This window comes from Microbacterium oxydans (genome assembly GCF_000956405.1).
GTDB lineage: Bacteria > Actinomycetota > Actinomycetes > Actinomycetales > Microbacteriaceae > Microbacterium > Microbacterium oxydans_C.
On the sequence record NZ_JYIV01000028.1, the window covers coordinates 341,298 to 366,345 of the forward strand.

Consider the following 25,048-nt stretch of genomic DNA (forward strand, 5'->3'; position numbering starts at 1 on the left):
CCCAAGGAAGGCACCCGCACATGACCGATCAGAACACCGTCAAGCAGCTGCGTCTCGGCCTCTTCGAGAACGCTCAGGCGAACGACTCCGGCACCGCGACCTGGCGTCACCCCGACAACGGGCGTTACCTGTTCGACAAGCTCGACTACTGGCGCGACACGGCGCGCATGGTCGAGGACGCCGGGTTCGACTTCCTGTTCCTCGCGGATGCCTGGGGCTGGGCCGACGTCGCGGGCGAACGCCCCGACATCTGCTCCGTCGAAGGCCTCGACCTGCCGCGTCTCGACCCCGCGATCATCCTCGCAGCCCTCATCCCGGAGACCACGCGGTTGGGTCTCGTCGCCACGGGATCCACGCTGCTCGAGCCGCCCTATTCCTTCGCCCGTCGCATGGCCACGCTCGACATCCTCTCCGGCGGTCGCATCGGCTGGAACGTGGTCACCACCGGGACCGCCGACACCGCGGTGCAGGGCTTCGGGGTGCCGATGGTCGGGCACGACGAGCGCTACCTCATGGCCGACGACTTCATGCAGGTCGTCTACAAGCTGTGGGAGCAGGCGTGGGACGAGGGAGCCCTGGAGCGCGACAAGTCCGGCCGCTTCGCCGACCCGTCCAAGGTGCACCGCATCGCGCACGACGGCCCCTACTTCCGCTCGCACGGCTACGGCAACACGGCGCGCTCGCCGCAGGGCACCCCCGTGCTGTTCCAGGCCGGAGCATCGCCCGCCGGTCGTGAGTTCGGCGGCAAGCACGGCGAGGCGATCTTCGTGGGCAGCGGTTCGGTCGAACAGCTCCGTGCGCACTCGAGCGCCATCCGCGAGGAGGCCATCAAGAACGGTCGCGGGGCCGACGAGGTCAAGATCATGTCGGCGTTCGCGGCGGTCGTCGGCAGCACCGAGGAGGAGGCCCGGCGCAAGTACGCCGAGGTGTCCGATGCGCAGAACCCCGACGTCACCGTCGCCTCCTACGCCTGGTTCACCGGGCTCGACCTCTCGGCGTACGCACCGGACACACCGATGTCGGAGCTCAGCACCGAGCTCTCGCAGACGCAGGTCGCCCGCTTCGCCGACAAGACCGTCGGCGATGTGCTGGGAGACTGGCATGCGCACGGCGTCGGAGCCCGCCCGATCGTGGGCACTCCGGAGCAGGTAGCCGACCGGATGATCCAGCTCGCCGACGGCGCCGACCTCGACGGGTTCCTGTTCGCCCCCGTCATCCCGCCCGCCTCGACCGTCGACTTCATCGAGCACGTGCTGCCGATCCTCAAGGAGCGCGGCGCGATCGCGGAGCCCTCGACGGAGCCGCAGTCGCTGCGTGAGCGCCTGATCGGCACGCCGACACCTGCGCTCGCCGAGTCGCACACCGGCTCGCAGTTCCGGCGGACGATGTCGCGTGTCTGACACCCTCACCGGTGTCGCCGTGGTGGGGAGCGCGAACCTCGACCTGGTGGTCGAGGTGTCGCGCCCTCCGCTCGTCGGTGAGACGCTCCTGGGCCGTGCCGGCGGCCGCTTCTCGGGAGGCAAGGGCCTGAACCAGGCTGTCGCCTCCGCACGGAGCGGGGCTCTCACCAGGTTCTGCGCGGTCGTCGGAGCGGACGAGGCCGGGGACGTGCTGCAGCAGACCTTGGCGGACGCTGGAGTGGCGTCGGTTTTGCGCCGCAGCGCCGACGCCCCGACCGGTGTGGCTCACGTGCTGGCCTTCGACGACGGCGACAACAGCATCATCGTCGCGGCCGGCGCCAACGCGGAGCTCGACGTCGACGATGCGGTCGCCGGTATCGAGGGCGCCGCCGTCGTGCTCGCTCAGCTGGAGGTGCCGGTCGTGAGCGTGGCGGCCGCGCTTCGGGCCGGGCGATCCGCGGGGGCTCTCACGATCCTCAACGCCGCACCGGCACACGAGGCGACGCTCGGGATGCTCGCCGATGTCGACCTCCTCGTCGTGAACGAGACGGAGTGCGACGATCTCGGCGGTGTCGATCGTCTGCACGACGCCGGCGCGCACATCGTCGTCCGCACCAGGGGTGCCGGGGGAGTGGACCTCCATCGCGTGGGGAGCACCCCCGTGCACGTCGAGGCGTTCCCGATCGATCCGGTGGACACGACAGGTGCCGGAGACGCATTCTGCGGTGCTCTGGCCGCCGCCCTCGCGCAGGGAGACGTCATCGAAGCGGCTCTGCGTCGAGCCTGTGCTGCCGGCGCCATCGTGGCGCAGCATCGTGGGGCGACGACGTCGGCGCTCTCGCCCGTATCGATCGCCGAGCTCGTCGCGTCGCGCTGAGGTCAGTCCGAGGACGCCGCGTCCCTCGTCGCCGCGTTCTCGACCGTCTCGCCGGCGAAGGTGTACTCGCCGTCGCGCAGACGCTCCAGCAGATCGAGCAGCCACTGCTTCTCGGCGGTGAGGCGCGCGGTGGAGAGGTCGAAGATCTCCCGCACGTACTTCGGGGTGGTCTCGGAGCGCAGAGTGTCCTGCACATCGAAGCCGTTCTGCGTGATGATCGCGTCGCTCTTGATGAGGCGGTGCTCGAGGCCGGCGATCACCTCCTGCCGGCTCAACACGAACATGAACGATGCCACGGTCATGATCGCCTGCGTGTCGAAGGCCGCCACGTTCCAGAGGTTCTCGCGCAGCATGCGCTGCAACTCGACCTCGCCCGCCGGGGTGATCCGGTATGTCGTGCGCGCCGGGCGCTTCCCCTCGGCTTCGGTGCCGCTCTCGGCGATGTACCCGTCGACCTCCAGTGCGCGCAGGGCGTTGTAGATCGAACCGGGCTGGATGTGCGCCCACTCGTCCACGTGCCAGGTCATGAGCTCACGGCGGAGGAAGTACCCGTGCACGGGCTGGAACTGCTTCACGGCGCCGAGGACGACGAGGCGGGTGGTCGACATGACCCTCATGCTAACTGCTGGATTCGCAGATTCCTGTTGTTTGCATGATCAAAGTTGCCTATTATCAAAACTAGTCAAAGTTGACTAATGAAAGGAAGCCGAAATGACGACTGCCGTGACTGACGCCTTGCCCCGCGACCTCGCCCTCCGCCGGGCCTTCTCGGTGTACCCGACCGGTGTCGTGGCGCTCGCCGCCCACGTCGACGACCGTGCGGTCGGGATGGCGGTCAACTCCTTCACCTCGATCTCGCTCGAACCCGCGCTGGTCGCCATCAGTGCGGCCCGCACCTCGAAGACCTGGCCGGTGCTGCGCGCAGTGCCCGAGCTCGGCATGAGCGTGCTCGCAGCGCACCATGAGCCCCTCAGCCGATCGCTCTCGGCGCGCGAGGGCGATCGTTTCGGCGGGCACGAGTGGCAGCGCACCGAGGGTGGCGCTGTGCTCATCGCCGACGCGGCCCTGTGGCTCACCTGCCGTCTGCACAGCACCTTCGATGGCGGCGACCACGAGGTCGCGCTGTACGAGATCGCTGACGTCACCCTGTTCGACGACGTCGAGCCGCTGGTCTTCCACCAGAGCCGTTACCGCTCCATCGCCGCTCCCGAGAGCGCGTGAGCGTTCCGCCGCTCGGGACGATCGCCGGTGTGGTCGTGCCGGGCGACGGGCGGGGGCGGGAGCTCGGCTTCCCGACGGCGAACCTGGCGTTGGAGCGCGGAAGCCTGCCCGTCGACGGCATCTACGCAGCCTGGGTGGGGATCGACGACGATCCGCAGGTCTGGGCGGCGAGCGTGAGCGTCGGGGCGAATCCGACGTTCGACGGACACCGCGAGCGACGTGTCGAAGTGCACCTCCACGACGCGGAGCTCGACCTCTACGGTCGGCGGCTGACCGTGACCTTGATGGTGTTCCTCCGGCCGACCCTCTGCTTCGACGGCGCCGCCGCACTGATCGCGCAGACCGCGGACGACGTCGCCCGCTGTCGCGCCCTCCTCACACCCTGACCCCGACTCCGCTCCGGTCGCACTTTCTGTCGCTCTGAGAGCACCCAAGCGACAGAAAGTGCGACTGGAAGGATCGAAGGGCAGGGCGGGGAGTCAGTCGCGGGCGGTCTGGAGAATGGTCCAGAGCTCGGCGCGGGCGGGGAACGTCGACAGGTCGACGTCCAGGAGAGCGCCCGCGTGGGCGATGCGGGAGCGCAGTGTGTGTCGATGCACCCCGAGAGCGATCGCGGCGGACTCGGCCTTGGCGTCGTGCTCGAGCCAGGTGCGCAGTGAGCGTTCCAGGTCGGCACCGGTGCGGGCGTCGTGCTCGCGCACCGGGGCGAGGCGAGACTCGGCGACCAGGCGGGCCTCGTCGGTCGCGAGGGCGGTGAGGATGCTCGATCCCACGGTGTCGGCGTAGCGGGCGGTCCCGTGCGAGCCCTGCTGGCGCAGTGCGGTGAGAGCCTGCGCATGAGCGCGCGCGAACGAGTCGTAGCCTTCGGAGTCGGAGACGCCGATGCGGATGCCGAACCGGCCGGCGACCTCATCCAGCAGACCCTCGTCGGAGACTGACACGCACATCGTGAAGCCGTCCTCCGACTCGGCCAGGAAGAACGAGGTGCCGTGCTCGGACCGGTGCCGCTCCCACCAGTCGGTCAGGGGTCCGGCGGGCGCATCGGCGGCGACCGCGACGAGCACCGGCGCGGGCGGCAGGCTTCCCAGCACCCGTCTGGCGAGAGAGGGGTCGTCGGTGAGGAGCGAACCGAGGAGCTGGGCGTGCAGACGACGTCGACTTCGGGCCAACTGCTCGCTCTGCTCCATCGAGAGCCCCGCCATCGCGATGACCGATGTCACGACCGAGCGTGCTTCGGGGTCGAGCGTCTCGACGGCCAGGGCGATGACGCCACGCAGGTGTCCGCCGCGGCCCACCGTGAACAACATGAACGAGTGGTCATCGATGCTCAGCGACTGCCCGGCCTCGAGGCCGCGCGTGAGGATCTCCACCACGCGGGATCCGAGCTCCTCGAGCACGCGCGCGTCCACTGCGTCCCGCGGGTGGGAGAACGTGAGGGCTCCCGCGGCGTCGAACATGCCCGACCAGACATCGAGCCGACGCCCGAGCTCGGCGATCGTCGCGTCGAGGCCGTGGGGGCGGAGAGCGGCGAGGGCGAGGGCGCGCTGCGTGTCGAGTGCCCAGGACCGCCGTGCGTAGGCCTGGGCGGCTATGGCCTCGGAGTGCGCGCGGGCGACGGCGATGAACGGCGTGCGGTACGGCACCGCGAACAGGGGCATCCCGTGCACGGCGCAGGCTTCGATGAGCTCGTCGGGGATGCCGGAGCGGTGCACCTCGGTGCCGAATCCCAGGCCGATCACACCGCGGTCTGCGAGCCGGCCGACGTACGTGTCGATGCTCACGGCCTCGTCGAACTGCGTCCCGGTGGTCAGCAGGGCCAGGTCTTCCGAGAGGAACGGGGTCGGGTCGGCGAGGTCGGAGCTGTGCACCCAGCGCAGGGGTCGGTCGAGAGCGCCTTCCGGGATGTCGGCCTCGTGAGGCACCAGCGAGAGCCCGAGGTCGCGACGCTGCAGCAGCGCGCGCAGAGTCGGCTGAGCGGTGACGGCCATGGCATTCTCCGGAACTTATACACGCAGGCGAACTGACGCTACAGATTGTACAGACCGGTGAATGCAGCCGTCTCGGTCACCGCCGTACGCTCGCGAACATGGCACTCCTCGACACCGCAGCCCCCGCAGTCCCTCTCGGCGGACCCGACCTCCCGCAGGAGCGTCGCCTGGTCACGGACCTCCCCGGCCCCCGTTCGGCCGAGATCCTCGCGCGCAAGGCGGACGCCGTCGCCGCGGGTGTCGGACACACGGTTCCGATCGCCGCGGTCGCCGCGGGCGGCGGAGTGGTCGTCGACGCCGACGGGAACTCGCTCATCGACCTCGGCTCCGGCATCGCCGTGACCACGGTCGGCAACGCGCACCCCAAGGTCGCCGCAGCCGTCGCCGCTCAGGCTGCGCAGTTCACGCACACCTGTTTCATGATCTCGCCGTACGAGTCCTACGTCGGTGTCGCCGAGGCGCTCAACCGCGTCACCCCCGGCGACTTCGCCAAGAAGAGCGCCCTGTTCAACTCGGGCGCCGAAGCGGTCGAGAACGCGATCAAGATCGCCCGCAAGCACACCGGTCGCCAGGCCGTCGTCGCATTCGACCACGGCTACCACGGCCGCACGAACCTGACCATGGCGCTCACGGCCAAGTCGATGCCCTACAAGAGCGGTTTCGGCCCGTTCGCTCCCGAGGTGTACCGCGCGCCGATGTCGTACCCGTTCCGTGACGGACTCGACGGGCGCGAGGCCGCGGCCCGCGTGATCCTCCAGCTCGAGAAGCAGATCGGCGCCGACAACCTGGCCGCGGTCATCATCGAGCCCATCCAGGGCGAGGGCGGCTTCATCGTCCCCGCCGACGGCTTCCTCCCCGCGATCGTCGACTGGTGCCGCGCGAACGGTGTCGTCTTCATCGCCGACGAGGTGCAGACCGGCTTCGCCCGCACCGGCCACATGTTCGCCAGCGAGATCTTCGGCATCGAGCCCGACCTGATCACCACGGCCAAGGGCATCGCCGGCGGCCTCCCGCTCGCCGCCGTCACCGGTCGCTCCGAGATCATGGACGCCTCGCACTCCGGCGGTCTCGGCGGCACCTACGGCGGCAACCCGATCGCCTGCGCTGCGGCTCTCGCCTCGATCGACGTGTTCGAGAACGATGGCGTGATCGAGCGGGCGCGCGAGATCGGCACGATCCTCATCGACCGCCTCACCGCGATCCAGCAGAACGACCCGCGCGTCGGAGACGTCCGCGGCCACGGTGCCATGATCGCCGCGGAGTTCGTCGACCCCGAGACCAAGGCGCCGAACGCCGCTCTCACGGCTGCCGTCGCGAAGGCGTGCATCGCGCAGGGTGTCATCGTCCTCACCTGCGGAACCTACGGCAACGTCATCCGCTTCCTCCCTCCGCTCTCGATCGGCGACGACCTTCTGAACGAGGGACTCGACATCGTGGCCGCCGCCCTGGCCGCCGCCGAATAACATGCAGGCCGCGCTCCCGCGCGGCCTGACCCCCTGTCCGGTCGCGACCCCAATCGGGGGATTTCGGGTCGCGACCGGCACTACTTCCCCCAACGAAGGAGTTGCAGATGTCTGAGATCACCCGCGACGTACTCATCATCGGCGCCGGAGCCGCAGGGCTCACGGCAGCGAACGACCTGCGCAAGGCCGGCCTGTCGGTCGCCGTGCTGGAGGCCCGCGACCGCGTGGGCGGACGCCTGTGGACCGACGTCATCGACGGCGCAATGCTCGAGATCGGCGGCCAGTGGGTCTCGCCCGACCAGGACGCGCTTAAGGACACGATCGAGGAGCTGGGCCTCGAGACCTACAGCCGTTACCGCGAGGGGGACAGCGTCTACGTCGGCCCCGACGGGAAGACCCACCGCTTCACGGGGGAGATGTTCCCCGTCTCGCCGGAGACCGAGGCTGTGATCGCCCGCATCACGGGGATCCTCGACGCGCTGGTCGCGGAGATCGACCCCGATCAGCCGTGGGCTCACCCCAAGGCCGAGGAGTGGGACTCCATCACCTGGGATGCCTGGCTGCGTTCGCAGACCGACGACGACGAAGCCGTGCGCAACCTCGCCTTCGCCACGGGCTCCGCGATGCTCACCAAGCCCACGCACTCGTTCTCGCTCTTGCAGTCTCTCCTGATGGCCGCGTCCGCCGGTTCCTACTCGAACCTGGTCGACGCCGACTTCATCCTCGACAAGCGCGTCGTGGGCGGCCTGCAGCAGGTGCCGCTGCGCCTCGCCGAGCGTCTGGGCGATGACGTGCTGCTGAACCAGCCCGTCCGCCGCCTCGAGTGGTCGGACGCAGGTGTGGTCGCCACCACCGACGAGCTCACCGTGCGCGCCCGCCACGCGATCCTCGCGCACGCACCGGTGCTCTACAGCCGCATCTCGTTCGATCCGCCGCTGCCCCGCCGCCAGCACCAGCTGCACCAGCACCTCTCGATGGGCTTCGTCATCAAGGTGCACGCGGTCTACGACCGCCCGTTCTGGCGCGAGCAGGGTCTCAGCGGCACCGCGTTCAGCCCGTACGAGCTGTCGCACGAGGCCTACGACAACACGAACCACGGCGATGAGCGCGGCACCCTGGTCGGCTTCGTCTCCGACGCCAACGCCGACGGCGTGTTCGAGCTCTCGGCCGAGGAGCGCAAGGAGCGCATCCTCGAGTCGCTGTCGCACTACTACGGCCCCGAAGCCAAGAACCCGGTCGTCTACTACGAGAGCGACTGGGGCAGCGAGGAGTGGACGCGCGGTGCCTATGCCGCCAGCTTCGACATGGGCGGTCTGCACCGCTACGGTGCGGACCTGCGCACCGCGGTCGGACCGATCCACTTCGCGTGCAGCGACATGGCAGGCGCCGGGTACCAGCACGTCGACGGCGCGATCCGCATGGGACACCTCGTCGCCGCCAACATCGTCGATGCGAGTCGTGAGGCCGGCGCTGTCGAGAGCAGCAGCTGATGACCGGGTCGGTCGTCGTCGGATACACGGCGACGGACGCGGGGGCGGATGCCGCAGCGCTGGGTGCGCGCATCGCCCGCAGCCTGGGGGCGACCCTGCACCTGGTGATCGTGCTGCCCAACGAGGGCACGCGCAGTGCTGCAGTGCCGCCGGAGCGCGCCTACGAGGAGCACATCCGCTCGCAGGCCAAGAAGTGGCTCGGCGACGCCGTCGTCCGGTTGCCGCAGGAGCTGATCCGCAGCGGACACGTCCGCTTCTCCGAGTCCTTCGCGGAAGGACTCATCGCCGCCGGTGAGGAGTTCGGCGCCCGTCTGATCGTGATCGGCGCGGCGGGCGGAGGCATCTTCGGGCGCCACCGTCTCGGCAGCGTGGCCTCTGAGCTGCTGCACTCGTCGACCATCCCTGTCGCTCTGGCGCCCGTCGGCACCGCCCAGCAGGACGACCACGTCATCCCGCGTGTCACGGTCGCGGTCGGCTCACGGCCGGGCGCGGACGCGCTGCTCGACGAAGCGGTGTCGCTCGCCGGAGACAGCGGCGTCGATCTGCGACTCGTCTCGCTCGTGCCGTTCGACGTGCCACCCGGCCTCGACACCGGGGCCATCCGCACCGTGGGAGACACACACGGTCGAGAGGTGCTCGCGATGGCGACGGAGCTGCTTCCTGACGGGCGCACCGCCGCGGTCGAGAAGGCACCGGGCGACACGGTCGAGGATGCGGTCGCGAACCTCTCCTGGCTTCCCGGCGAGGTGATCCTGGTCGGATCGAGCCGGCTGGCACAGCCGCGCCGCCTGTTCCTGGGCTCCACGGCAGCGAAGATGCTGCACGTGCTGCCCGTCCCCATGATCGTCGTGCCGCGCACCCGCAACGAAGCAGGAGAACGCTGATGAGCAGCACCCCCCGGGCGACGGAGCCCGAATCCGGCGTCACCACCGGCATCTCCACCAAGGGCCTGAGCGCCGGAACGGTCGGCCTGATCGGCGCGGTCGTGATCGGCATCTCGTGCATCGCGCCCGCGTACACGTTCACGGCGGCCGTCGGACCCGTGGCCTCGACCGTCGGGTCGCAGATCCCGGCGATCATCCTGGTCGGCTTCATCCCGATGCTCCTGGTCGCCTTCGGCTACCGCGAGCTCAACAACCGGATGCCCGACTCCGGGACGTCGTTCACCTGGGCGGCACGTGCCTTCGGGCCCTGGGTCGGCTGGATGGCCGGCTGGGGCCTGGTCGTCGCCACGATCCTGGTGCTGTCCAACCTCGCGGGCATCGCCGTGGACTTCCTCTTCCTGCTGATCTCGCAGATCACGGGCAACCCCGACATCGCTTCGCTTGCGAGCGTCACCTGGATCAACATCGGCGTGTGCCTGCTGTTCATGCTCGGCGCGACATGGATCTCGTACCGCGACATGCAGACGACGCAGAAGCTGCAGTACTGGCTCGTCAGCTTCCAGATCCTCGTGCTGCTGTTCTTCGCCGGCGCCGCGATCGTCCAGGCGGTGAACGGCAACGGCTTCGACTACCAGCCGTTCGACCTCGGCTGGTTCAACCCGTTCGCGATCTCCTCGTTCAGCGCGGTGGCGGCCGGCCTCTCCCTCTCGATCTTCATTTTCTGGGGCTGGGACGTCACCCTCACCATGAACGAGGAGACCAAGGACCCGGAGAAGACCCCTGGGCGTGCCGCCACCGTCACGGTGCTCATGATCGTCTCGCTGTACCTGCTGCTGGCGGTCGCGATGATCATGTTCGCCGGCGTCGGCACCGGCGCGTTGGGACTCGGCAACGAAGACATCCAGGAGAACGTGTTCTTCCACCTCTCCGGCCCGATCCTCGGCCCGCTCGCGTTCCTCGTGTCGCTCGCCGTGCTGACCAGCTCCGCGTCGTCGCTGCAGTCCACGTTCGTCGGCCCGGCGCGCACCCTGCTGGCGATGGGGCACTATGGCGCGCTGCCGAAGTCGTTCGCGAAGGTCAGCCCGCGGTTCTTCACGCCGGGGTACGCGACCATCGCCTCGGCCATCGTGGCGTCGGGCTTCTACGCCGTGATGCGCATCGTCAGCGAGGACACGCTGTGGGACACCATCCTCACGCTCGGCATGATGATCTGCTTCTACTACGGCATCACCGCGTTCGCCTGCGTCTGGTACTTCCGCAAGCAGTGGTTCGACTCGACGAGGAACTTCTTCTTCACGTTCCTGTTCCCTCTGGTGGGCGGCATCATCCTCGCGATCCTGTTCTTCACCACGCTGATCGACTCGATGGACCCGGCCTACGGCTCCGGCTCGCAGATCGGCGGGGTCGGGATCGTGTTCATCCTCGGCATGCTGATCATCGTCGTCGGCCTCGTCGTGATGATCTGGAATGCGATCAGACGGCCCGCCTTCTTCCGTGGACAGACGCTGGGCATCGACGCACCGCCCAGCCGACGCAAGCGCTCCTAGCCCTCCTCACAGAAAGAGAATCATGAGCACTCAGACCGAACAGGCGCTCCTGGACAGCATCCCCACCGGACTCTTCATCGGGGGCCAGTGGATCGACGGCGAGACGGGTGGCACCTTCGACGTGAAGGACCCCGCGACCGGCGCCGTGATCCGCACCATCGCCGACGCGACGCCCGGCGACGGCATCCGCGCCCTCGACGCCGCGGTCGCCGCGCAGGACGCCTGGGCCGCGACGGCTCCGCGCGTGCGCAGCGAGATCCTCCGCACGTCGTTCGACCTCGTGCAGGAGCACAAGGAAGACCTGGCGCTGCTCATGACGCTCGAGATGGGCAAGCCGCTCGCGGAAGCACGCGGCGAGGTCGGCTACGGCGGAGAGTTCCTGCGCTGGTTCAGCGAGGAGGCCGTGCGCATCAGCGGCCGCTACGGCATCAACCCCGAGGGCACCGGCCACATGGTCGTGTCGCAGCGCCCCGTCGGGCCGTCGTTCTTCGTGACGCCGTGGAACTTCCCGTTCGCCATGGCCACGCGCAAGATCGCCCCGGCACTCGCTGCGGGCTGCACCGTCGTGATCAAGCCGCCGGCACTCACGCCGCTGACGACGATGTACTTCGTCTCGCTGCTCGAGCAGGCGGGGCTCCCCGCGGGTGTCGTGAACGTCGTGCAGACGTCGAAGTCCAGCGCGCTCTCGGCCCCCATCATCGCCGACCCGCGTCTGCGCAAGCTCTCCTTCACCGGGTCCACCGAGGTGGGTCGCAAGCTCATCGCCCAGGCGGCCGAGGGCGTGCTGCGTGTGTCGATGGAACTCGGCGGCAACGCTCCGTTCGTGGTGTTCGACGACGCCGACCTCGACAAGGCCGTGGACGGTGCGCTGGCCGCGAAGTTCCGCAACATCGGTCAGGCCTGCACGGCGGCGAACCGCTTCATCGTGCACAAGGACGTCGCGGGCGAGTTCGCCAAGCGCGTGACCGAGCGCGTCAACGGCATGAAGATCGGCCGCGGCACGGAAGAGGGCGTGGCGATCGGACCGCTCATCGACGAGGACGCCGTGGCCAAGGCCGGTGAGCTCGTGGACGATGCGGTCGAACGCGGTGCGACCCTGCTCGCCGGCGGCAAGGCCGTCGAGGGCACCGGCACGTTCTACGAGCCCACCGTGCTCACCGACGTGGTTGCCGGAAGCGCGATCCTCCGCGAGGAGATCTTCGGACCGGTGCTCGCGATCGCGACCTTCGAGACCGAGGAAGAGGCCGTACGTCTCGCGAACGACACCGAGTACGGACTCGTGTCGTACGTCTTCACGGAGAACCTGCAGCGCGGTCAGCGCATGATCGACGGTCTCGAGACCGGCATGATGGGTCTCAACGTGGGAGTGGTCTCGAACGCGGCCGCGCCCTTCGGTGGCGTCAAGCAGTCCGGCGTCGGCCGCGAGGGTGGCTTCGAGGGCATCCACGAGTACCTGTCCACCAAGTACACGCTGATCCCGGTCTCCTGATTCCCCGATGCGGGGCCTGCGCCGTCGGGCCCCGCATCACCCAACGAGAGGACATGTCATGACCGACTACGCCGTCATCAACCCCGCCACCGGAGAGACGTTGGCGTCCTTCGACACCTTCACCGACGCCCAGATCGACGAGGCCGTCGCCGCAGCCGACGAGGCCCACCGCGAGTGGTCGCGCTCGTCCACGGTCGCCGAGCGTGCGGCTCTCATCCGTCGCGCGGCCGAACTGCACCGCGAGCGCCGCGAGGAGCTCGCCGACATCTTCGTGCGCGAGATGGGCAAGCCCCGCGAAGCAGCCCTCGGCGAGGTCGACTTCGCCGCAGACATCGCCGAGTACTACGCCGATCAGGCGGAGTCGATCATGGCCGACCAGCCGATCGCGATCCTGGGGGAGGGGTCGGCCATCATCCGGCGTTCCTCGCTCGGCCCGCTCGTCGGCATCATGCCGTGGAACTTCCCGGCGTACCAGATCGTGCGCTTCGCCGCTCCCAACCTCATCGTCGGGAACACGATCCTGCTCAAGCCCGCACCCCAGTGCCCGGAGTCGTCGACCGCGATCGAGAAGATCTACCACGACGCCGGCTTCCCGAAGGGCGCATACCAGAACGTGCTCGCCACGAACGAGCAGATCGCGACGATGATCGCCGACCCGCGCGTGCAGGGCGTCTCGCTCACCGGCTCCGAGCGTGCGGGGGCTGCTGTCGCGGAGATCGCCGGCCGCAACCTCAAGAAGGTCGCGCTGGAGCTCGGCGGCTCCGACCCGTTCATCGTGCTGTCCACCGACGACCTCGATGCCACTGTGCAGGCCGGCGTCGATGCGCGTCTGGACAACAACGGGCAGGCCTGCAACGGTGCCAAGCGCTTCATCATCGTCGACGACCTCTACGACGCGTTCGTGGAGAAGTTCACGGCGGCGATGGCGGCGGTCGAGGCGACCGACCCGACGCTCGATGACACGGTCCTCGGCCCGGTGTCGTCCGAGACCGCGGCCGAGAATCTGCAGAAGCAGATCGATCAGGCGATCGAGCAGGGCGCGACGCTGCTCACGGGCGGTACCCGCGACGGTGCGTTCTTCGCTCCGACAGTGCTGGCCGACGTGACGCCGGAGATGAACGTCTACCGCGAGGAGCTGTTCGGTCCGGCAGCCGTCGTCTACCGAGTGGCGGATGAGGACGCGGCGGTCGAGCTCGCGAACGACACCACGTTCGGCCTCGGCTCGTACGTCTTCACGACGGATGCCGAGCAGGCGGAGCGCGTCGCCGACAAGATCGAGGCGGGCATGGTCTACGTCAACCTCGTGCTGGCCGACAGCCCTGAGCTGCCCTTCGGCGGCGTCAAGCGCAGCGGCACGGCCCGCGAGCTGGGACACCTGGCCGCCGACGAGTTCGTCAACAAGAAGCTCATCCGCGTCGGCTGAGCCGCTCCACTCGCACGGAGACCGCGTTCCCGTCGCACTTTCTGTCGCTTGCTTCCGCGCATTCCGACAGGAACTGCGACGGGAACGTGTCTTGTGGGCAGGGGTGAGGGACAATGGCCGCATGAGCGCGCACACCGACCCGATCGAGACGCTGACCACCGAACAGAGCTGGGCGCGGCTCGGAACACAGGAGCTGGGGCGACTGGTCACTCACGTCGGTGACACGATCGACATCTTCCCCGTGAACTTCGTGGTCGACGGAGACGGCGTCCTGTTCCGCACCGCGCCGGGCAGCAAGCTGTTCGAACTCACGGTGAACACCGATGTGCTGTTCGAGGTCGACGACCACACCGACACGGATGCCTGGAGCGTGATCGTGCGCGGACACGCCGCCGCGCTGGAGACCGACGAAGATGTGCACCGTGCGGATGCGGCAGGCCTTCGCCCGTGGATCCCCACCCTCAAGCGCGTGTACGTGCGCATCGCTCCGACCTCGGTGTCCGGGCGCGCGTTCCGCCGCAGCCCCGAGCCGGAGCGCGACGGCCCCCAGGAGTACTGACCCCGCGCGTCCTGGCTTCTTGGCCTCAGGCCTCGCCCCGGGCGTAGGGTCGAAGCATGGCAAACGTCGCTGAGAACATCGTCAAGACTCTGCACGCCAACGGGATCGACCGTGTCTACGGCATCCCCGGGGATTCCCTGAACGGCTTCACGGACGCCCTGCGCAAGGACGGCACGATCCGATGGGTGCATGTGCGCCACGAGGAGTCAGCCGCTTTCGCCGCCGCCGCCGATGCCGCCACGACCGGTGAGCTCGCCGTCGTCGCCGGATCCTGCGGGCCGGGCAACCTGCACCTCATCAACGGTCTGTACGACGCCAACCGCTCCCGCGTCCCCGTGCTCGCGATCGCCGCGCACATCCCCACGACCGAGATCGGTACCGGGTACTTCCAGGAGACGCATCCGCAGGAGCTCTTCCGCGAGTGCAGCGTGTACGTGGAGTACGTCGCCGACCCCAAGCAGATGCCGCGCCTGATGGAGATCGCCATGCGGGCAGCGATCGAGGAGCGCGGTGTGGCTGTGCTCGTGATCCCCGGCGACGTCGCGCTGGCCGACATCGCCGACGACCGTGCCGTCGTGATCGAGCGCGCCCGCCCGGTGGTGGTGCCCAACGGTGCAGAGCTCGAACAGGCGGCGACGCTGCTGAACGCGGCGAAGAACGTCACGATCCTCGCGGGAGCAGGAGTCGAAGGCGCCCACGACGAGGTGATCGCGCTCGCCGACAAGCTGGGTGCGCCCATCGTGCATGCCCTTCGCGGCAAGGAGTTCATCGAGTACGACAACCCCTTCGACGTCGGGATGACGGGTCTGCTCGGCTTCGCATCCGGCTACCGCGCCATGGAGGCCGCCGACGCACTGCTCGTGCTGGGCAGCGACTTCCCGTACGAGCAGTTCTATCCCGACGGTGCGAAGACGATCCAGGTCGACATCCGCGGTGCGCAGCTCGGCAAGCGGCATCCTCTTGACCTCGGGCTGGTCGGCGATGTGCGGGCGACGGCCGAGGCGCTGCTGCCGCGGATCGCGCGCAAGGACGACCGCGGGCACCTCGACGATGCGATCGCCCACTACCGCAAGACCCGCAAGAAGCTCGACGAGCTGGCGGTGCCGGCGAAGGGGAAGCGTCCCATCCACCCGCAGTACCTCGCCAGGCTCCTGGACGAGTACGCGACGGACGACGCGATCTTCACCGCCGATGTCGGCTCGCCGACGGTCTGGGCGGCCCGCTACCTGTCGATGACCGAGAACCGACGGCTGATCGGCTCCTTCACCCACGGCTCCATGGCCAACGCGCTGATGCACGGCATCGGGGCGCAGGTCGCCCACCCCGACCGTCAGGTCGTCGCGCTGGCGGGCGACGGCGGACTGGCGATGATGCTCGGCGAACTGCTCACTCTCACGCAGAACAAGCTGCCGGTGAAGACGATCGTGGTCAACAACTCGTCGCTGAACTTCGTCGAGCTCGAGATGAAGGCCGCCGGATTCGTCACCTACGGCACCGGGCTGGACAACCCCAGCTTCGCCGCGATCGCCGAGGCGATGGGCATCTTCGCGCGCCGTGTGGAGCGCAGCGAGGATCTGCCGGACGCCGTGCGCGAAGTGCTCGCTCACGACGGTCCGGCCCTGCTCGATGTGGTCACCGAGCGTCAGGAGCTCTCCATGCCGCCGGCGATCGAAGCCGCGCAGGTCAAGGGCTTCGCGCTCTACGCGATCCGCACGGTCATGTCGGGGCGCGGCGACGAGCTGCTCGACCTCGCGAAGGCCAACTGGCGCCAACTCTTCTGAGCCGGCGCCCCGCCGGGATCCGACGCTCAGCTCTCCAGCTGTGCGCGGATCTCGGCGGCCTCTCCGTGTCGTCCGAGCGCCTCGAACACGTTGCCGAGCTCCAGCGCCGCGACCTGGAGAAGTGGCGGGTGCTCGGAAGCGTGCTCGATCGCGCTGCGGTACACGGGCACCGCGTCGGCTGAACGGTCGTTGCCGACGAGCACGCGCGCGGCGAACAGCTCAGAGCCTCCGGCCGAGCCGAGGTCGCCCAGTGCGGCGAAGCCGTCGGCAGCGGTGAGGGCGGCGGACACGGCCTCGTCGATGCGCCCGAATTCGGCAAGGGCTCGGGCCCGTGAATCGGTCACGTCGGCGAGCAGCCACCCCGCCTCGTGCTGCTGTGCGAGGGCGGCGACCTCGTCGAAGAGGCCGAACGCCCGCTCGTCGCCGCGCCCGCCGTAGGCCTGCCCGAGACTGTGCAGCACCTCGGTGAGCGCTCCGACGGCGTCGGGTGCGCGGCGCACGATCTCGGCTGCGGATTCGAGCAGGGCGATCGCGTCGTCGTGCTCGTCGAAGCGCGCGAGGATCTTGGCCTGCTCCGTCATCGCCATCGCCTGGTCCGCATGCTCCTCGGCCTGGCCGAACAGCTCGGAAGCATAACCGTGCGCACCCACCGACTGGCCGAACTCACCGGCAGCGCTCAATGCCCGTGCGAGCATCGAGGCGGTCATGGCTCGAGAACCGGCGGGGACGTCGGCCTCCTCCTCGCGCTGCAGCACGTCTCCGAAGAGCTCTGCTGCCTCTTCCGCATCACCGACCCGCAGCATCGCGCGGGCGAGCCGGAAGTCCAGCCCGGTCGTGTCGCCTCCCGTGTCGCCTCCGAGGCGAGCGGCGAGGCGATAGCGCGAGACGGCCTTCTCGGGTTCGTCGGCGTCTTCCCAGAGGGCTCCGGCGAGCAGGTGCGCGTCTCCGAGAGCGCGGGTCGCCCCCAGCTCGGCGAGCAGACGGCAGGACTCGTCGGCATCGACCGCCCCCTCCGCGTAGGTATTGCCCCCGCCGCGCACGCGTGCGCGGGTCTGCAGGGCCTGTGCCCGGTGACCCGTGCTGAGATCATCCTGGGCGAGAAAGCGGTCCAGCAGCGCGCTGCCTGCGTCGAGATCACCCTTGCTCAGCACGGCCGAGATGGCCAGCAGCGTCGTGGTGTTCGCCAGGCGGATGTCGTCCGCTTCGGCGAACGACCGTGCGGCCACCTCCGCGTGATCCAGCGCGGCATCCGGCTCGCCGGACTGCAGGTGCAGGGCCGCGCGGCTGATCGCGAGATCACCGCGCGTCCACGCGGGAAGCTCGTCCGATGCGCCGATCTCCTCTTCCAGAGCGGCGGTCGTCTCCGGCGTGTTCAAGCCGAATGTCGCGAGCCCGATACGCTCCTCGACGTCGGCCTGCGCGTCCTGCCCCGCGGCGCGGAGTGCGGCAAGGCGCTCCGGCAGCAGCTGCAGAGCCTCGTCCACCCGATCGAGTGCGACCAGGATCCCGAGGCGCATCGAGAGCAGCTGGGCGCGCTTGGCGGGGTCGTCGATCTCGAGCGCACGGGGTAGGGCTTCGAGAGTCTCGTGCTCGGCGCCGAACTGGGCGAGCTGCATGGCGCGCTCGAACCAGCCGTCCGCGTCGACCGGGGTGGTGGTGGGAGCGGGGGAGATGAAGGCGTCGGACCGGATCGGCACGTCGTAGCTCTCGTTCGCGAGCGCGCGCATCCGCTGCAGGCTGCGGGCGTGGCCTGCGGTGCCGTCGCGTTCGTCGAAGCCTTCGCCGATGCGCTCCGCAGCGGCCCACGAGGCGGCCGCCAGGTCGACGGCAGTCCAGGAGCCTCCGTGCTCGCCGAAGAACGGCACGAGGGCGGGAGAGTCCGCTCCGCGCACCGGGGTGTCGCCGTGTCCGGCCGCCGTCACGCGGTCGAGCGCCACGGCGAGGGCGGCGAGGGCGGCGAAGTGCGCGTCGACGTTCAGCCCGTCGTGCGCGAGCCAGGAGATGTGCTTCTCGACCAGGGCGAGGGCGCGCGCCTCGTTCCCGGTGAGGGCTGCGAACACGATGTTGTTGGCGACGATGCGCAGGTTGTCGGGGTTGTCCTTGGCCAGACGATAGCTGCGCAGGTGCGCGGTCTTCGCCTCCTCGAGGCGTCCGGCGCGCAGGTAGGGGAGCAGCACACGGGACAGGGCGTGCTCCGGTTCCTCGCCGCAGGAGAAGCCGCCTTCGATCATCTCCTCGACGAGCACGATCGCCTCGGCGTCGCGATCGGTGTCGGCGAAGAATCCCGCGAACTGGCTGCGCCCGCACGCGTCGCAGTGGCTGTGGTCGTCGCGGGGCGTGGCCTCGAGCTGAACGCGGAGCGCCTCGGCCTCGTCCATGCGTCCGGCGTCCCAGGCGTCTTCGAAACGAGCGGTGAGCACGCCGCTGACACCCAGGCCGGCGGCTCGGTAGTGCGACTCCATGTCGTCCAGGACGGCGGCGATCTGCTCCTGCGAGAAGGCCGGAGAGGACCGCAAGGATGAGGCCATCCACTTGAACTGCCACATCAGGTCTGCGCCCCCGTTGTCGAGGTCTGCGGGGAAGCGCTGCGGGTCCGCGTCGTGATGCGCGAGGCACCAGGCGAACGAGTTCAGCATGACGTCGGTCGCACCGTTCATGTTCGCCGATGCCGTCTGGCGCATCCTGGCCTCGTACTCGAGCCGCTCGTCGCCGATCTCCATCGCGAGGGCCACGGCCTCCGAGACCAGGGCCTGCTCTGCGGGACCCCAGGGAGTGCGATCGATCTCCTCGATCAGCTGCTGGAAGCGCTTCTTCGGACGTGCCATGGACGGAGCCTTTCGGGAGGGGTCAGCGGGCGTCGCCGAAGGGAAGGGTGTCTCCCTCCAGACCGGCCGAGAGCGAGACGAGGTCGGAGAGGGCGCTGGTCATCAGCGTCCGGTCGGCGTCGGCGAGCGGGTGGTGCCCGGCCAGCAGAGCCTGGATGTAGAGCAGCTGCACGGTGCGGGCGAAGACGGCCTCATCCTGAACGCGCACGAGGGCGCGCACGACCCGGTTCGACCAGTTCAGGCAGAGGCGTGCGCTGAGGTCGTCTTCTCGAGCCGATGACAGGGTCTGGTCGATGCGGTCGAGCACGCCGCCCCAGAGAGTTCCGGTGACGCCCTTGGTGCGGCCGCGGTCGATGGCCCTGAGCACCTCGGGGTCGGCCACGTAGAGGGCGGCGAGGTCGGGGCGGTCGATGGACCGCACGACCACGGAGCAGTCGGATGACGCGAGCACTGTACCGGCACGGGCCTCCAGCGCGACGGCGGCGTCGCGGTCATCGAGAGGAGGAGGATCGAGGCGGTCGAGTTCGCCCGTGACGTCGACCTGCTCGACGGTGACGTGGGGGTAGAGGTCCGGCAGCATCCGGATGAGGTCGGAATCGTAGAGGTACCCGCCGTTGACGAGCACTTCGTCGGCGGGGGAGATGCCGGCCACCTGCCGGAACTCGTCCACCGTCTGCGCGTATCGGATGTGCGGATATCGCTCGACGAGGTCGCCTATGCGCACGGTGCCGTGCGTGGTCTCGACGGTCAGCCAGCGGGAGATGAAGTGGGCGAGCTCCTCGTCGTGGCGCACCAGCGACTTCAACCCCACCTCGTGCACGGCCACGAACTGGGCGAGACGGTGCGGCTCGCGCAGCCCCAGCTCGAGGACCCATCGGCGGATGCCGGCGCCCAGCTGCTCGCGCACGCGTTCGAGGGCGGGGTCCTCGACGAGTGACTCCCTGCTGGCGGTCGGGGCGAGGCCGGTGGAGTCGACCACGGCCCGCACGAAGAAGGCCCAGTCGGGGAGCACGTCGTCGACGCGTTCCGAGAGCAGCATCCGGCCGAGATACATCCGAGTCGCCTGGCGTGCGCTGGGAGGTGGCGCGAACGGCAGCACATAGGCGAGGCCCCGGGTGCCCGTCGCAGGCTCGCTCAGCTCGATCACGTCGAGCGGGCTCGCGCCGAGGAGGTCGCGCCCGAAGTCCATGGCGGCCTCGGGATGCTGTGCGGCGTTCAGGAACGGGGCGTCCCTGGTGATGTCGACATCGCCGGCTGCGGTGTCGATCGTGACGCGCACGGGGAGGAACTCTCCGAACGTCGTGGCCAGCTCATGCACGGCTGCGGGGCGCAGCAGCTCGTCGGCGTCGAACCGCGGCACGAGGTGCACACTGGTCCCGATCGGCAACTCCTCGTCGAGTTCCGTCACCTGGAACGTGCCGTCCGCGCTCCCCATCCACTCGACCGAGGCGCCGCCGCGGGCGCTGCGCGAGCGGATGACGATCGTGTCGGCGACCATGAAGCAGCTCAGCAGGCCGATGCCGAACTGGCCGAGATAGTCGCTGCGCGGGAGGTCGAAGATGTCGCGCTTGGAGCTGCGGCCGACGGTCGCGAGCAGCTCGGCGACCTCGGCCGACGTCAGCCCCACCCCGTCGTCGCGCAGCACGAACTCGCCGTTCTCCGCGGTCAGCGGCGTGATCCGGATGCGCCCGCCCCCGCCGTCGACCTCGTGGCGGGCCGTGATCGCGTCGCGGGCGTTCTGCAGCAGCTCCCGCAGGTACACGCGAGGGCTGGAGTAGATGTGCCGACTGAGCAGATCGACGACTCCGCGCAGATCCACCTGGAACTGCTGCACTTCAGCGCTCACCGGCGCTCCCTCCTCCTGCATACGCTCGCCGAGCCTAACAAGAACACGCCATCGGGATCCCGGTTCGGCGCCGCCGCATCGATGCCGTATGCTTGTGGGGCAGTTGTTCTCTGCATTCTTTCGCCGTGCCTGGGGTCTCCGGGTCGCAGTCACGGTGGCAAGGTGGGGAGAACACCCCGAGACCTTCCGGTCTCTAGGGCGGTAGCTCAATTGGCAGAGCAGCGGTCTCCAAAACCGCAGGTTGCAGGTTCGATTCCTGTCCGCCCTGCGCGTCAGCGCAACGCTGACACACGAAAGGTACATTCAGGATGGATCAGGACGAACCGCGCGGCGAGGTCGTCGCGGCCGGCGCCACCCGCGAGAAGAAGGGCAACCCCTTCTCCCGGTTCTTCGGGAGCATCGCCCTGTTCATCCGCCAGGTCATCGCCGAGCTCCGCAAGGTCGTCACCCCGACTCGCAAGGAGCTGTTCAAGTTCACCGGGGTGGTGCTCGTCTTCGTGATCATCGTCATGGGCATCGTCTACGGCTTGGACACGCTGTTCGCGTTCGTGACGCACTGGGTGTTCGGAATCCCTGGCTGATGACCCCCGCGGCTCACGCCGCAGCTATGGAGAAGAAGCAACGTGTCTGAACGATATTCCGACGACGCCGACTGGGCGACCGCCGCAGAGCAGTCCAGCGAGGAAGACGAGGCCCAGGAGGGCAACGTGCTCGCGGAAGAAGAGCTCTCGGTCACCTCGGCTGAGCACGTCGCGGTCCACGTCGAAGATGAGGACGGCGAAGAGGATGACGTGGCTGACATCGACATCGACATCGACGACCCGGAGGCGGACGCCATCGTGAACGACGCTCTCAACCTGGACGAAGCGGCTGAGTCCGAAGCCGCCGCCGAGGTTCTCAACGATTCCGTGGCCGAGGAGGTCGCGGAGCAGGAGGCGGAGGCGGCCGAGGAGGTCACCCCGTACGACGGCCCCGACGTGAACGGCGAAGAGGACCGCCCCGCGGCTGAAGACGCCGACTCCGACGAGGACGACTCCGAGGAGGACCCGTACGAGGCCTTCCGCATGGACCTCCGTATGCTCCCCGGCAAGTGGTACGTCATCCACTCCTACGCCGGCTTCGAGCGCAAGGTCAAGGCCAACATCGAGCAGCGCAAGTCGACGCTCGAGGTCGAGGACGAGATCTACCAGGTCGAGGTCCCGATGGAAGACGTGGTCGAGATCAAGAACGGCCAGCGCAAGATGGTCACCCGCGTGCGCATCCCCGGCTATGTGCTGGTGCGCATGGAGCTCACGGAAGACACCTGGTCGGTCGTGCGCCACACCCCGGGTGTCACCGGCTTCGTGGGCAACGCCCACAACCCGACGCCGCTGCGTTTCGAAGAGGCCTTCAACATGCTGAAGGCACTCGTCGAGGTCAAGGATGTGCCGACGGCCAAGAACATCGCGTCGAAGGGCGGCGTCGCCGTCGCTCGACCGCTGCCTGCCGAGGTCGACTTCGAGGTCGGCGAGACCATCACGATCAAGGAGGGCTCGTTCGCGGGTCTTCCCGGTTCGATCAGCGAGATCAAGCCCGAGAGCGGCAAGCTCACGGTGCTCGTCTCCCTCTTCGAGCGCGAGACCCCGGTCGAGCTGTCGTTCGACCAGGTCACCAAGATGATCTGACACCCGTCAGCGAGAACGGCCGTCCCTCCCGGGGCGGCCGTTCTGCGTCGGCGTCACGGGTGGTCCGCAGATCGGGTAGACTTGTGTGGTTTGTGCGACGCTTCGGCGTGCGTAGAGACGACCACGTTCCGGAAAGGCCGGATCCGTGGGAGAAGCGGGTGCTCCGGCATCCGATTCGATGAAAGGAAAGAGAATGGCACCGAAGAAGAAGGTGACCGGCCTGATCAAGCTTCAGATCAACGCCGGTGCAGCCAACCCGGCGCCGCCGATCGGCCCCGCGCTCGGTCAGCATGGCGTCAACATCATGGAGTTCTGCAAGGCGTACAACGCCGCGACCGAGTCGCAGCGCGGCAACGTCATCCCCGTCGAGATCACCGTCTACGAGGACCGCAGCTTCACGTTCATCCTGAAGACCCCGCCGGCTGCGGAGCTCATCAAGAAGGCCGCCGGCGTGCAGAAGGGGTCGTCGACCCCGCACACGGTCAAGGTCGCGAAGATCACCAAGGACCAGGTCCGTCAGATCGCCGAGCAGAAGCAGGCCGACCTGAACGCGAACGACGTCGAGGCCGCCTCGAAGATCATCGCCGGCACCGCCCGTTCCATGGGCATCACGGTCGAGGGCTGAGGAGAATAATCATGGCTACCAAGTCCAAGGCTTACAAGGCTGCCGCCGAGAAGATCGAGGCAGACCGTTTCTACACCCCGACCGAGGCTGTCGCCCTCGCGAAGGAGACCGGCTCGTCGAAGTTCGACTCGACCGTCGAGGTCGCGCTGAAGCTCGCCGTCGACCCCCGCAAGGCGGACCAGATGGTGCGCGGCACCGTCATCCTGCCCCACGGCACCGGTAAGACCGCCCGCGTCATCGTCTTCGCCACCGGCCCCGCGGCCGAGGCAGCGATCGCCGCAGGTGCAGATGAGGTCGGCGGCGCCGAGCTCATCGAGAAGGTCGCCGGCGGCTGGACCGCGTTCGACGCGGCCGTCTCCACCCCGGAGCTCATGGGCCAGGTCGGTCGTCTCGGAAAGGTGCTCGGACCGCGCGGTCTGATGCCGAACCCGAAGACCGGCACCGTGACCCCGAACCCGGCCAAGGCCGTCGAGGAGATCAAGGGCGGAAAGATCGAGTTCCGCGTCGACAAGCACGCCAACGTGCACTTCGTCGTGGGCAAGGCATCCTTCACCGCCGAGCAGCTGAACGAGAACATCGGCGCAGCGCTCGAGGAGATCGTCCGCCTCAAGCCGTCGAGCTCGAAGGGCCGCTACATCCAGAAGGGTGCGGTGTCGACCACGTTCGGCCCCGGCATCCCGCTGGACGTCAACGCCATCTGAGTCTGACTCTCTGAAACGCCCCCGGGTCCGCCCGGGGGCGTTTCTGCGTCCCGGGACCATCCCTCCCGGGACCATTCCTCCCCGCTGCATCCCGCCATCCCCGCCCCGGATCGTCTCGTCCCGTCACGGATTGGCCGGGATCTTCTGCTCCCGTCGCATTTTCTGTCGCTATCTCTCTCGGAAAGCGACGGAAAGTGCGACGGGAAGCTGTGGATCGGTACCCGGAGCGGGGCTGAGGCTGTGGAGAGCGCGAACGGTGAGGGCGTCGGCCTGGCACAGTATGGCGGATGCGACGACCGCGAGACCTTCCCGCCGTGCTCGGCGATGTGTTCCCCATCTCGGATGCTTCTGCTCTCGGGATCAGCGCCGAACGGCTGCGACGGAGGGACCTCACGCGCCCGTTCCGGGGGATCCGTGCCCGGGCGGGCGTCCGAGACCACACGCTTGGTGACCTGGACGACTTCGCAGTGCAGGCGACGGAACGGACGGCACGCGCACACGCCTACGCCCCGCGCCTCCGTGAGCGCCAGTTCTTCAGCCATGAGACGGCTGCTGCGCTCTGGGGTGCCCCGTTGCCGCTGGTACGCGACGCTGACGGGAATGTCGTCGCGTCGGGGCTCCCCGTACACGTCAGCGTCTTCGGGACCATGCCGCTGCCGCGGATCGAGGGAGTCGTGGGACACCGCGCCAGGATCGAGACCTCGACGACGCGGGTGATCGGTGGATTCGACGTGGCTTCTCCCGCCACGACCTGGGCCTCTCTGGGCGGACTGCCGCTCTATGACCTCGTGGCGCTCGGTGATCACCTGTGTCGAGTGTGGCGAGAGGGCGTCGGTCGCCCGGATGCAGGCGCTCCTTCTCTCGCGACGCGTGATGAACTCGCTGCGTCGATCGAGGCCGGTCGTCGCGTCGGCATCCGGCGGCTCAGGACTGCGCTCGAGCTCGTGCGGGAAGACTCCTGGTCGCCGAGGGAGACCCGGGTGCGGTGTGTCCTCCACGATCACGGTCTTCCCGAACCCGCACTCAACCTCGACGTGTTCGACGACGATGGACGCTTCCTGGCGTGCGTCGACCTTGCTTTCTCCGCGCAGAAGGTCGCGGTCGAGTATCACGGCCTCATCCACAGCGCTCGATACGCGAAGGATGTGGAACGGATGGCGCGCCTCCGCGCCGCGGGGTGGATCGTCATCGAGGTGACCGCCGCGCTCCTGTCCGACGAACACGCCCTGGTCGCTCGCGTTCGTGCCGCACTCCGTTCCCGCTGA

General features: G+C 68.7%; 21 protein-coding genes and 1 tRNA gene. 18 read left to right on the top strand and 4 right to left on the bottom strand.

Annotated features, from left to right (window positions below):
* The first annotated feature begins 20 nt into the window (after positions 1–20).
* Both RN51_RS14250 and RN51_RS14255 read left to right on the top strand, forming a co-directional pair.
* The gene (locus tag RN51_RS14250; RefSeq protein WP_045264676.1) at positions 21–1,400 is read left to right on the top strand and encodes an NtaA/DmoA family FMN-dependent monooxygenase; all 1,380 of its coding nucleotides are present in this window, start codon (positions 21–23) and stop codon (positions 1,398–1,400) included.
* Positions 1,393–2,277 carry a ribokinase gene (locus tag RN51_RS14255; RefSeq protein ID WP_045264677.1) on the top strand — a complete coding sequence of 295 codons (885 nt, stop codon included), beginning with the start codon at positions 1,393–1,395 and terminating at the stop codon, positions 2,275–2,277. The genes RN51_RS14250 and RN51_RS14255 overlap by 8 nt, the downstream gene beginning before the upstream one ends.
* A gap of 2 nt (positions 2,278–2,279) precedes the next feature.
* Here the strand turns inward: RN51_RS14255 and RN51_RS14260 are convergent, their stop codons facing one another.
* Positions 2,280–2,885 (bottom strand): PadR family transcriptional regulator, encoded by a 606-nt coding sequence (locus tag RN51_RS14260; RefSeq protein ID WP_045264678.1) that lies wholly within the window; start codon positions 2,883–2,885, stop codon positions 2,280–2,282.
* A gap of 103 nt (positions 2,886–2,988) precedes the next feature.
* On the opposite strand from RN51_RS14260, the gene RN51_RS14265 reads away from it, so the two are divergent.
* Positions 2,989–3,498, top strand: coding sequence for a flavin reductase family protein (locus tag RN51_RS14265; protein WP_045264679.1), 510 nt, complete (start codon positions 2,989–2,991; stop codon positions 3,496–3,498).
* Complete coding sequence (locus RN51_RS14270) at positions 3,495–3,884, top strand: riboflavin kinase (protein ID WP_045264680.1); 390 nt, start codon at positions 3,495–3,497, stop codon at positions 3,882–3,884. Before RN51_RS14265 ends, RN51_RS14270 begins: the two co-directional genes overlap by 4 nt.
* A gap of 93 nt (positions 3,885–3,977) precedes the next feature.
* On the opposite strand, the gene RN51_RS14275 is transcribed toward RN51_RS14270, so the two are convergent.
* Entirely contained in the window at positions 3,978–5,486 is a 1,509-nt protein-coding gene (locus RN51_RS14275) for a PucR family transcriptional regulator (protein WP_045264681.1), read from the bottom strand.
* Positions 5,487–5,584: 98 nt separating this feature from the next.
* Between RN51_RS14275 and gabT the strand changes: the two genes are divergently transcribed.
* The 8 genes from gabT (at position 5,585) to poxB (ending at position 16,122) form a co-directional block, all read left to right on the top strand.
* Positions 5,585–6,949 (top strand): 4-aminobutyrate--2-oxoglutarate transaminase, encoded by a 1,365-nt coding sequence (gene gabT / locus RN51_RS14280; protein WP_045264682.1) that lies wholly within the window; start codon positions 5,585–5,587, stop codon positions 6,947–6,949.
* Between the two features lie 107 nt (positions 6,950–7,056).
* On the top strand, positions 7,057–8,439 hold the full coding sequence (locus RN51_RS14285) for a flavin monoamine oxidase family protein (RefSeq protein ID WP_045264683.1): 1,383 nt from the start codon (positions 7,057–7,059) through the stop codon (positions 8,437–8,439).
* Positions 8,439–9,323 (top strand): universal stress protein, encoded by an 885-nt coding sequence (locus RN51_RS14290; RefSeq protein WP_045264684.1) that lies wholly within the window; start codon positions 8,439–8,441, stop codon positions 9,321–9,323. Before RN51_RS14285 ends, RN51_RS14290 begins: the two co-directional genes overlap by 1 nt.
* Positions 9,323–10,870, top strand: coding sequence for an APC family permease (locus RN51_RS14295; protein ID WP_045264685.1), 1,548 nt, complete (start codon positions 9,323–9,325; stop codon positions 10,868–10,870). Before RN51_RS14290 ends, RN51_RS14295 begins: the two co-directional genes overlap by 1 nt.
* Before the next feature lie 22 nt (positions 10,871–10,892).
* On the top strand, positions 10,893–12,359 hold the full coding sequence (locus tag RN51_RS14300) for an NAD-dependent succinate-semialdehyde dehydrogenase (RefSeq protein ID WP_045264686.1): 1,467 nt from the start codon (positions 10,893–10,895) through the stop codon (positions 12,357–12,359).
* A 58-nt stretch (positions 12,360–12,417) separates the two neighbouring features.
* Positions 12,418–13,782, top strand: coding sequence for an NAD-dependent succinate-semialdehyde dehydrogenase (locus tag RN51_RS14305; protein WP_045264687.1), 1,365 nt, complete (start codon positions 12,418–12,420; stop codon positions 13,780–13,782).
* A 121-nt stretch (positions 13,783–13,903) separates the two neighbouring features.
* On the top strand, positions 13,904–14,341 hold the full coding sequence (locus RN51_RS14310; RefSeq protein ID WP_045264688.1) for a pyridoxamine 5'-phosphate oxidase family protein: 438 nt from the start codon (positions 13,904–13,906) through the stop codon (positions 14,339–14,341).
* Between the two features lie 56 nt (positions 14,342–14,397).
* Complete coding sequence (poxB, locus tag RN51_RS14315; protein ID WP_045264689.1) at positions 14,398–16,122, top strand: ubiquinone-dependent pyruvate dehydrogenase; 1,725 nt, start codon at positions 14,398–14,400, stop codon at positions 16,120–16,122.
* A 26-nt stretch (positions 16,123–16,148) separates the two neighbouring features.
* Here the strand turns inward: poxB and RN51_RS14320 are convergent, their stop codons facing one another.
* Together RN51_RS14320 and RN51_RS14325 are read right to left on the bottom strand one after the other, a co-directional pair.
* A complete protein-coding gene (locus RN51_RS14320; protein ID WP_045264690.1) occupies positions 16,149–18,947 on the bottom strand; it encodes a hypothetical protein in 2,799 nt (932 codons plus the stop codon).
* A 22-nt stretch (positions 18,948–18,969) separates the two neighbouring features.
* Positions 18,970–20,793, bottom strand: coding sequence for an HSP90 family protein (locus RN51_RS14325; protein ID WP_197073263.1), 1,824 nt, complete (start codon positions 20,791–20,793; stop codon positions 18,970–18,972).
* A 195-nt stretch (positions 20,794–20,988) separates the two neighbouring features.
* Here RN51_RS14325 and RN51_RS14330 point away from each other — a divergent pair.
* The 6 genes from RN51_RS14330 (at position 20,989) to RN51_RS14355 (ending at position 25,048) form a co-directional block, all read left to right on the top strand.
* A tRNA-Trp gene (locus RN51_RS14330) sits at positions 20,989–21,061 on the top strand.
* Positions 21,062–21,101: 40 nt separating this feature from the next.
* Positions 21,102–21,374 (top strand): preprotein translocase subunit SecE, encoded by a 273-nt coding sequence (secE, locus tag RN51_RS14335; protein WP_017201518.1) that lies wholly within the window; start codon positions 21,102–21,104, stop codon positions 21,372–21,374.
* A gap of 42 nt (positions 21,375–21,416) precedes the next feature.
* Positions 21,417–22,457, top strand: a complete 1,041-nt coding sequence (gene nusG, locus RN51_RS14340) for a transcription termination/antitermination protein NusG (protein ID WP_045264692.1) — start codon at positions 21,417–21,419, stop codon at positions 22,455–22,457.
* 193 nt (positions 22,458–22,650) lie between these two features.
* Complete coding sequence (gene rplK, locus RN51_RS14345; RefSeq protein ID WP_045264693.1) at positions 22,651–23,082, top strand: 50S ribosomal protein L11; 432 nt, start codon at positions 22,651–22,653, stop codon at positions 23,080–23,082.
* Between the two features lie 11 nt (positions 23,083–23,093).
* Positions 23,094–23,783 (top strand): 50S ribosomal protein L1, encoded by a 690-nt coding sequence (gene rplA, locus RN51_RS14350; RefSeq protein ID WP_045264694.1) that lies wholly within the window; start codon positions 23,094–23,096, stop codon positions 23,781–23,783.
* Positions 23,784–24,070: 287 nt separating this feature from the next.
* A complete protein-coding gene (locus RN51_RS14355; protein ID WP_045264695.1) occupies positions 24,071–25,048 on the top strand; it encodes a hypothetical protein in 978 nt (325 codons plus the stop codon).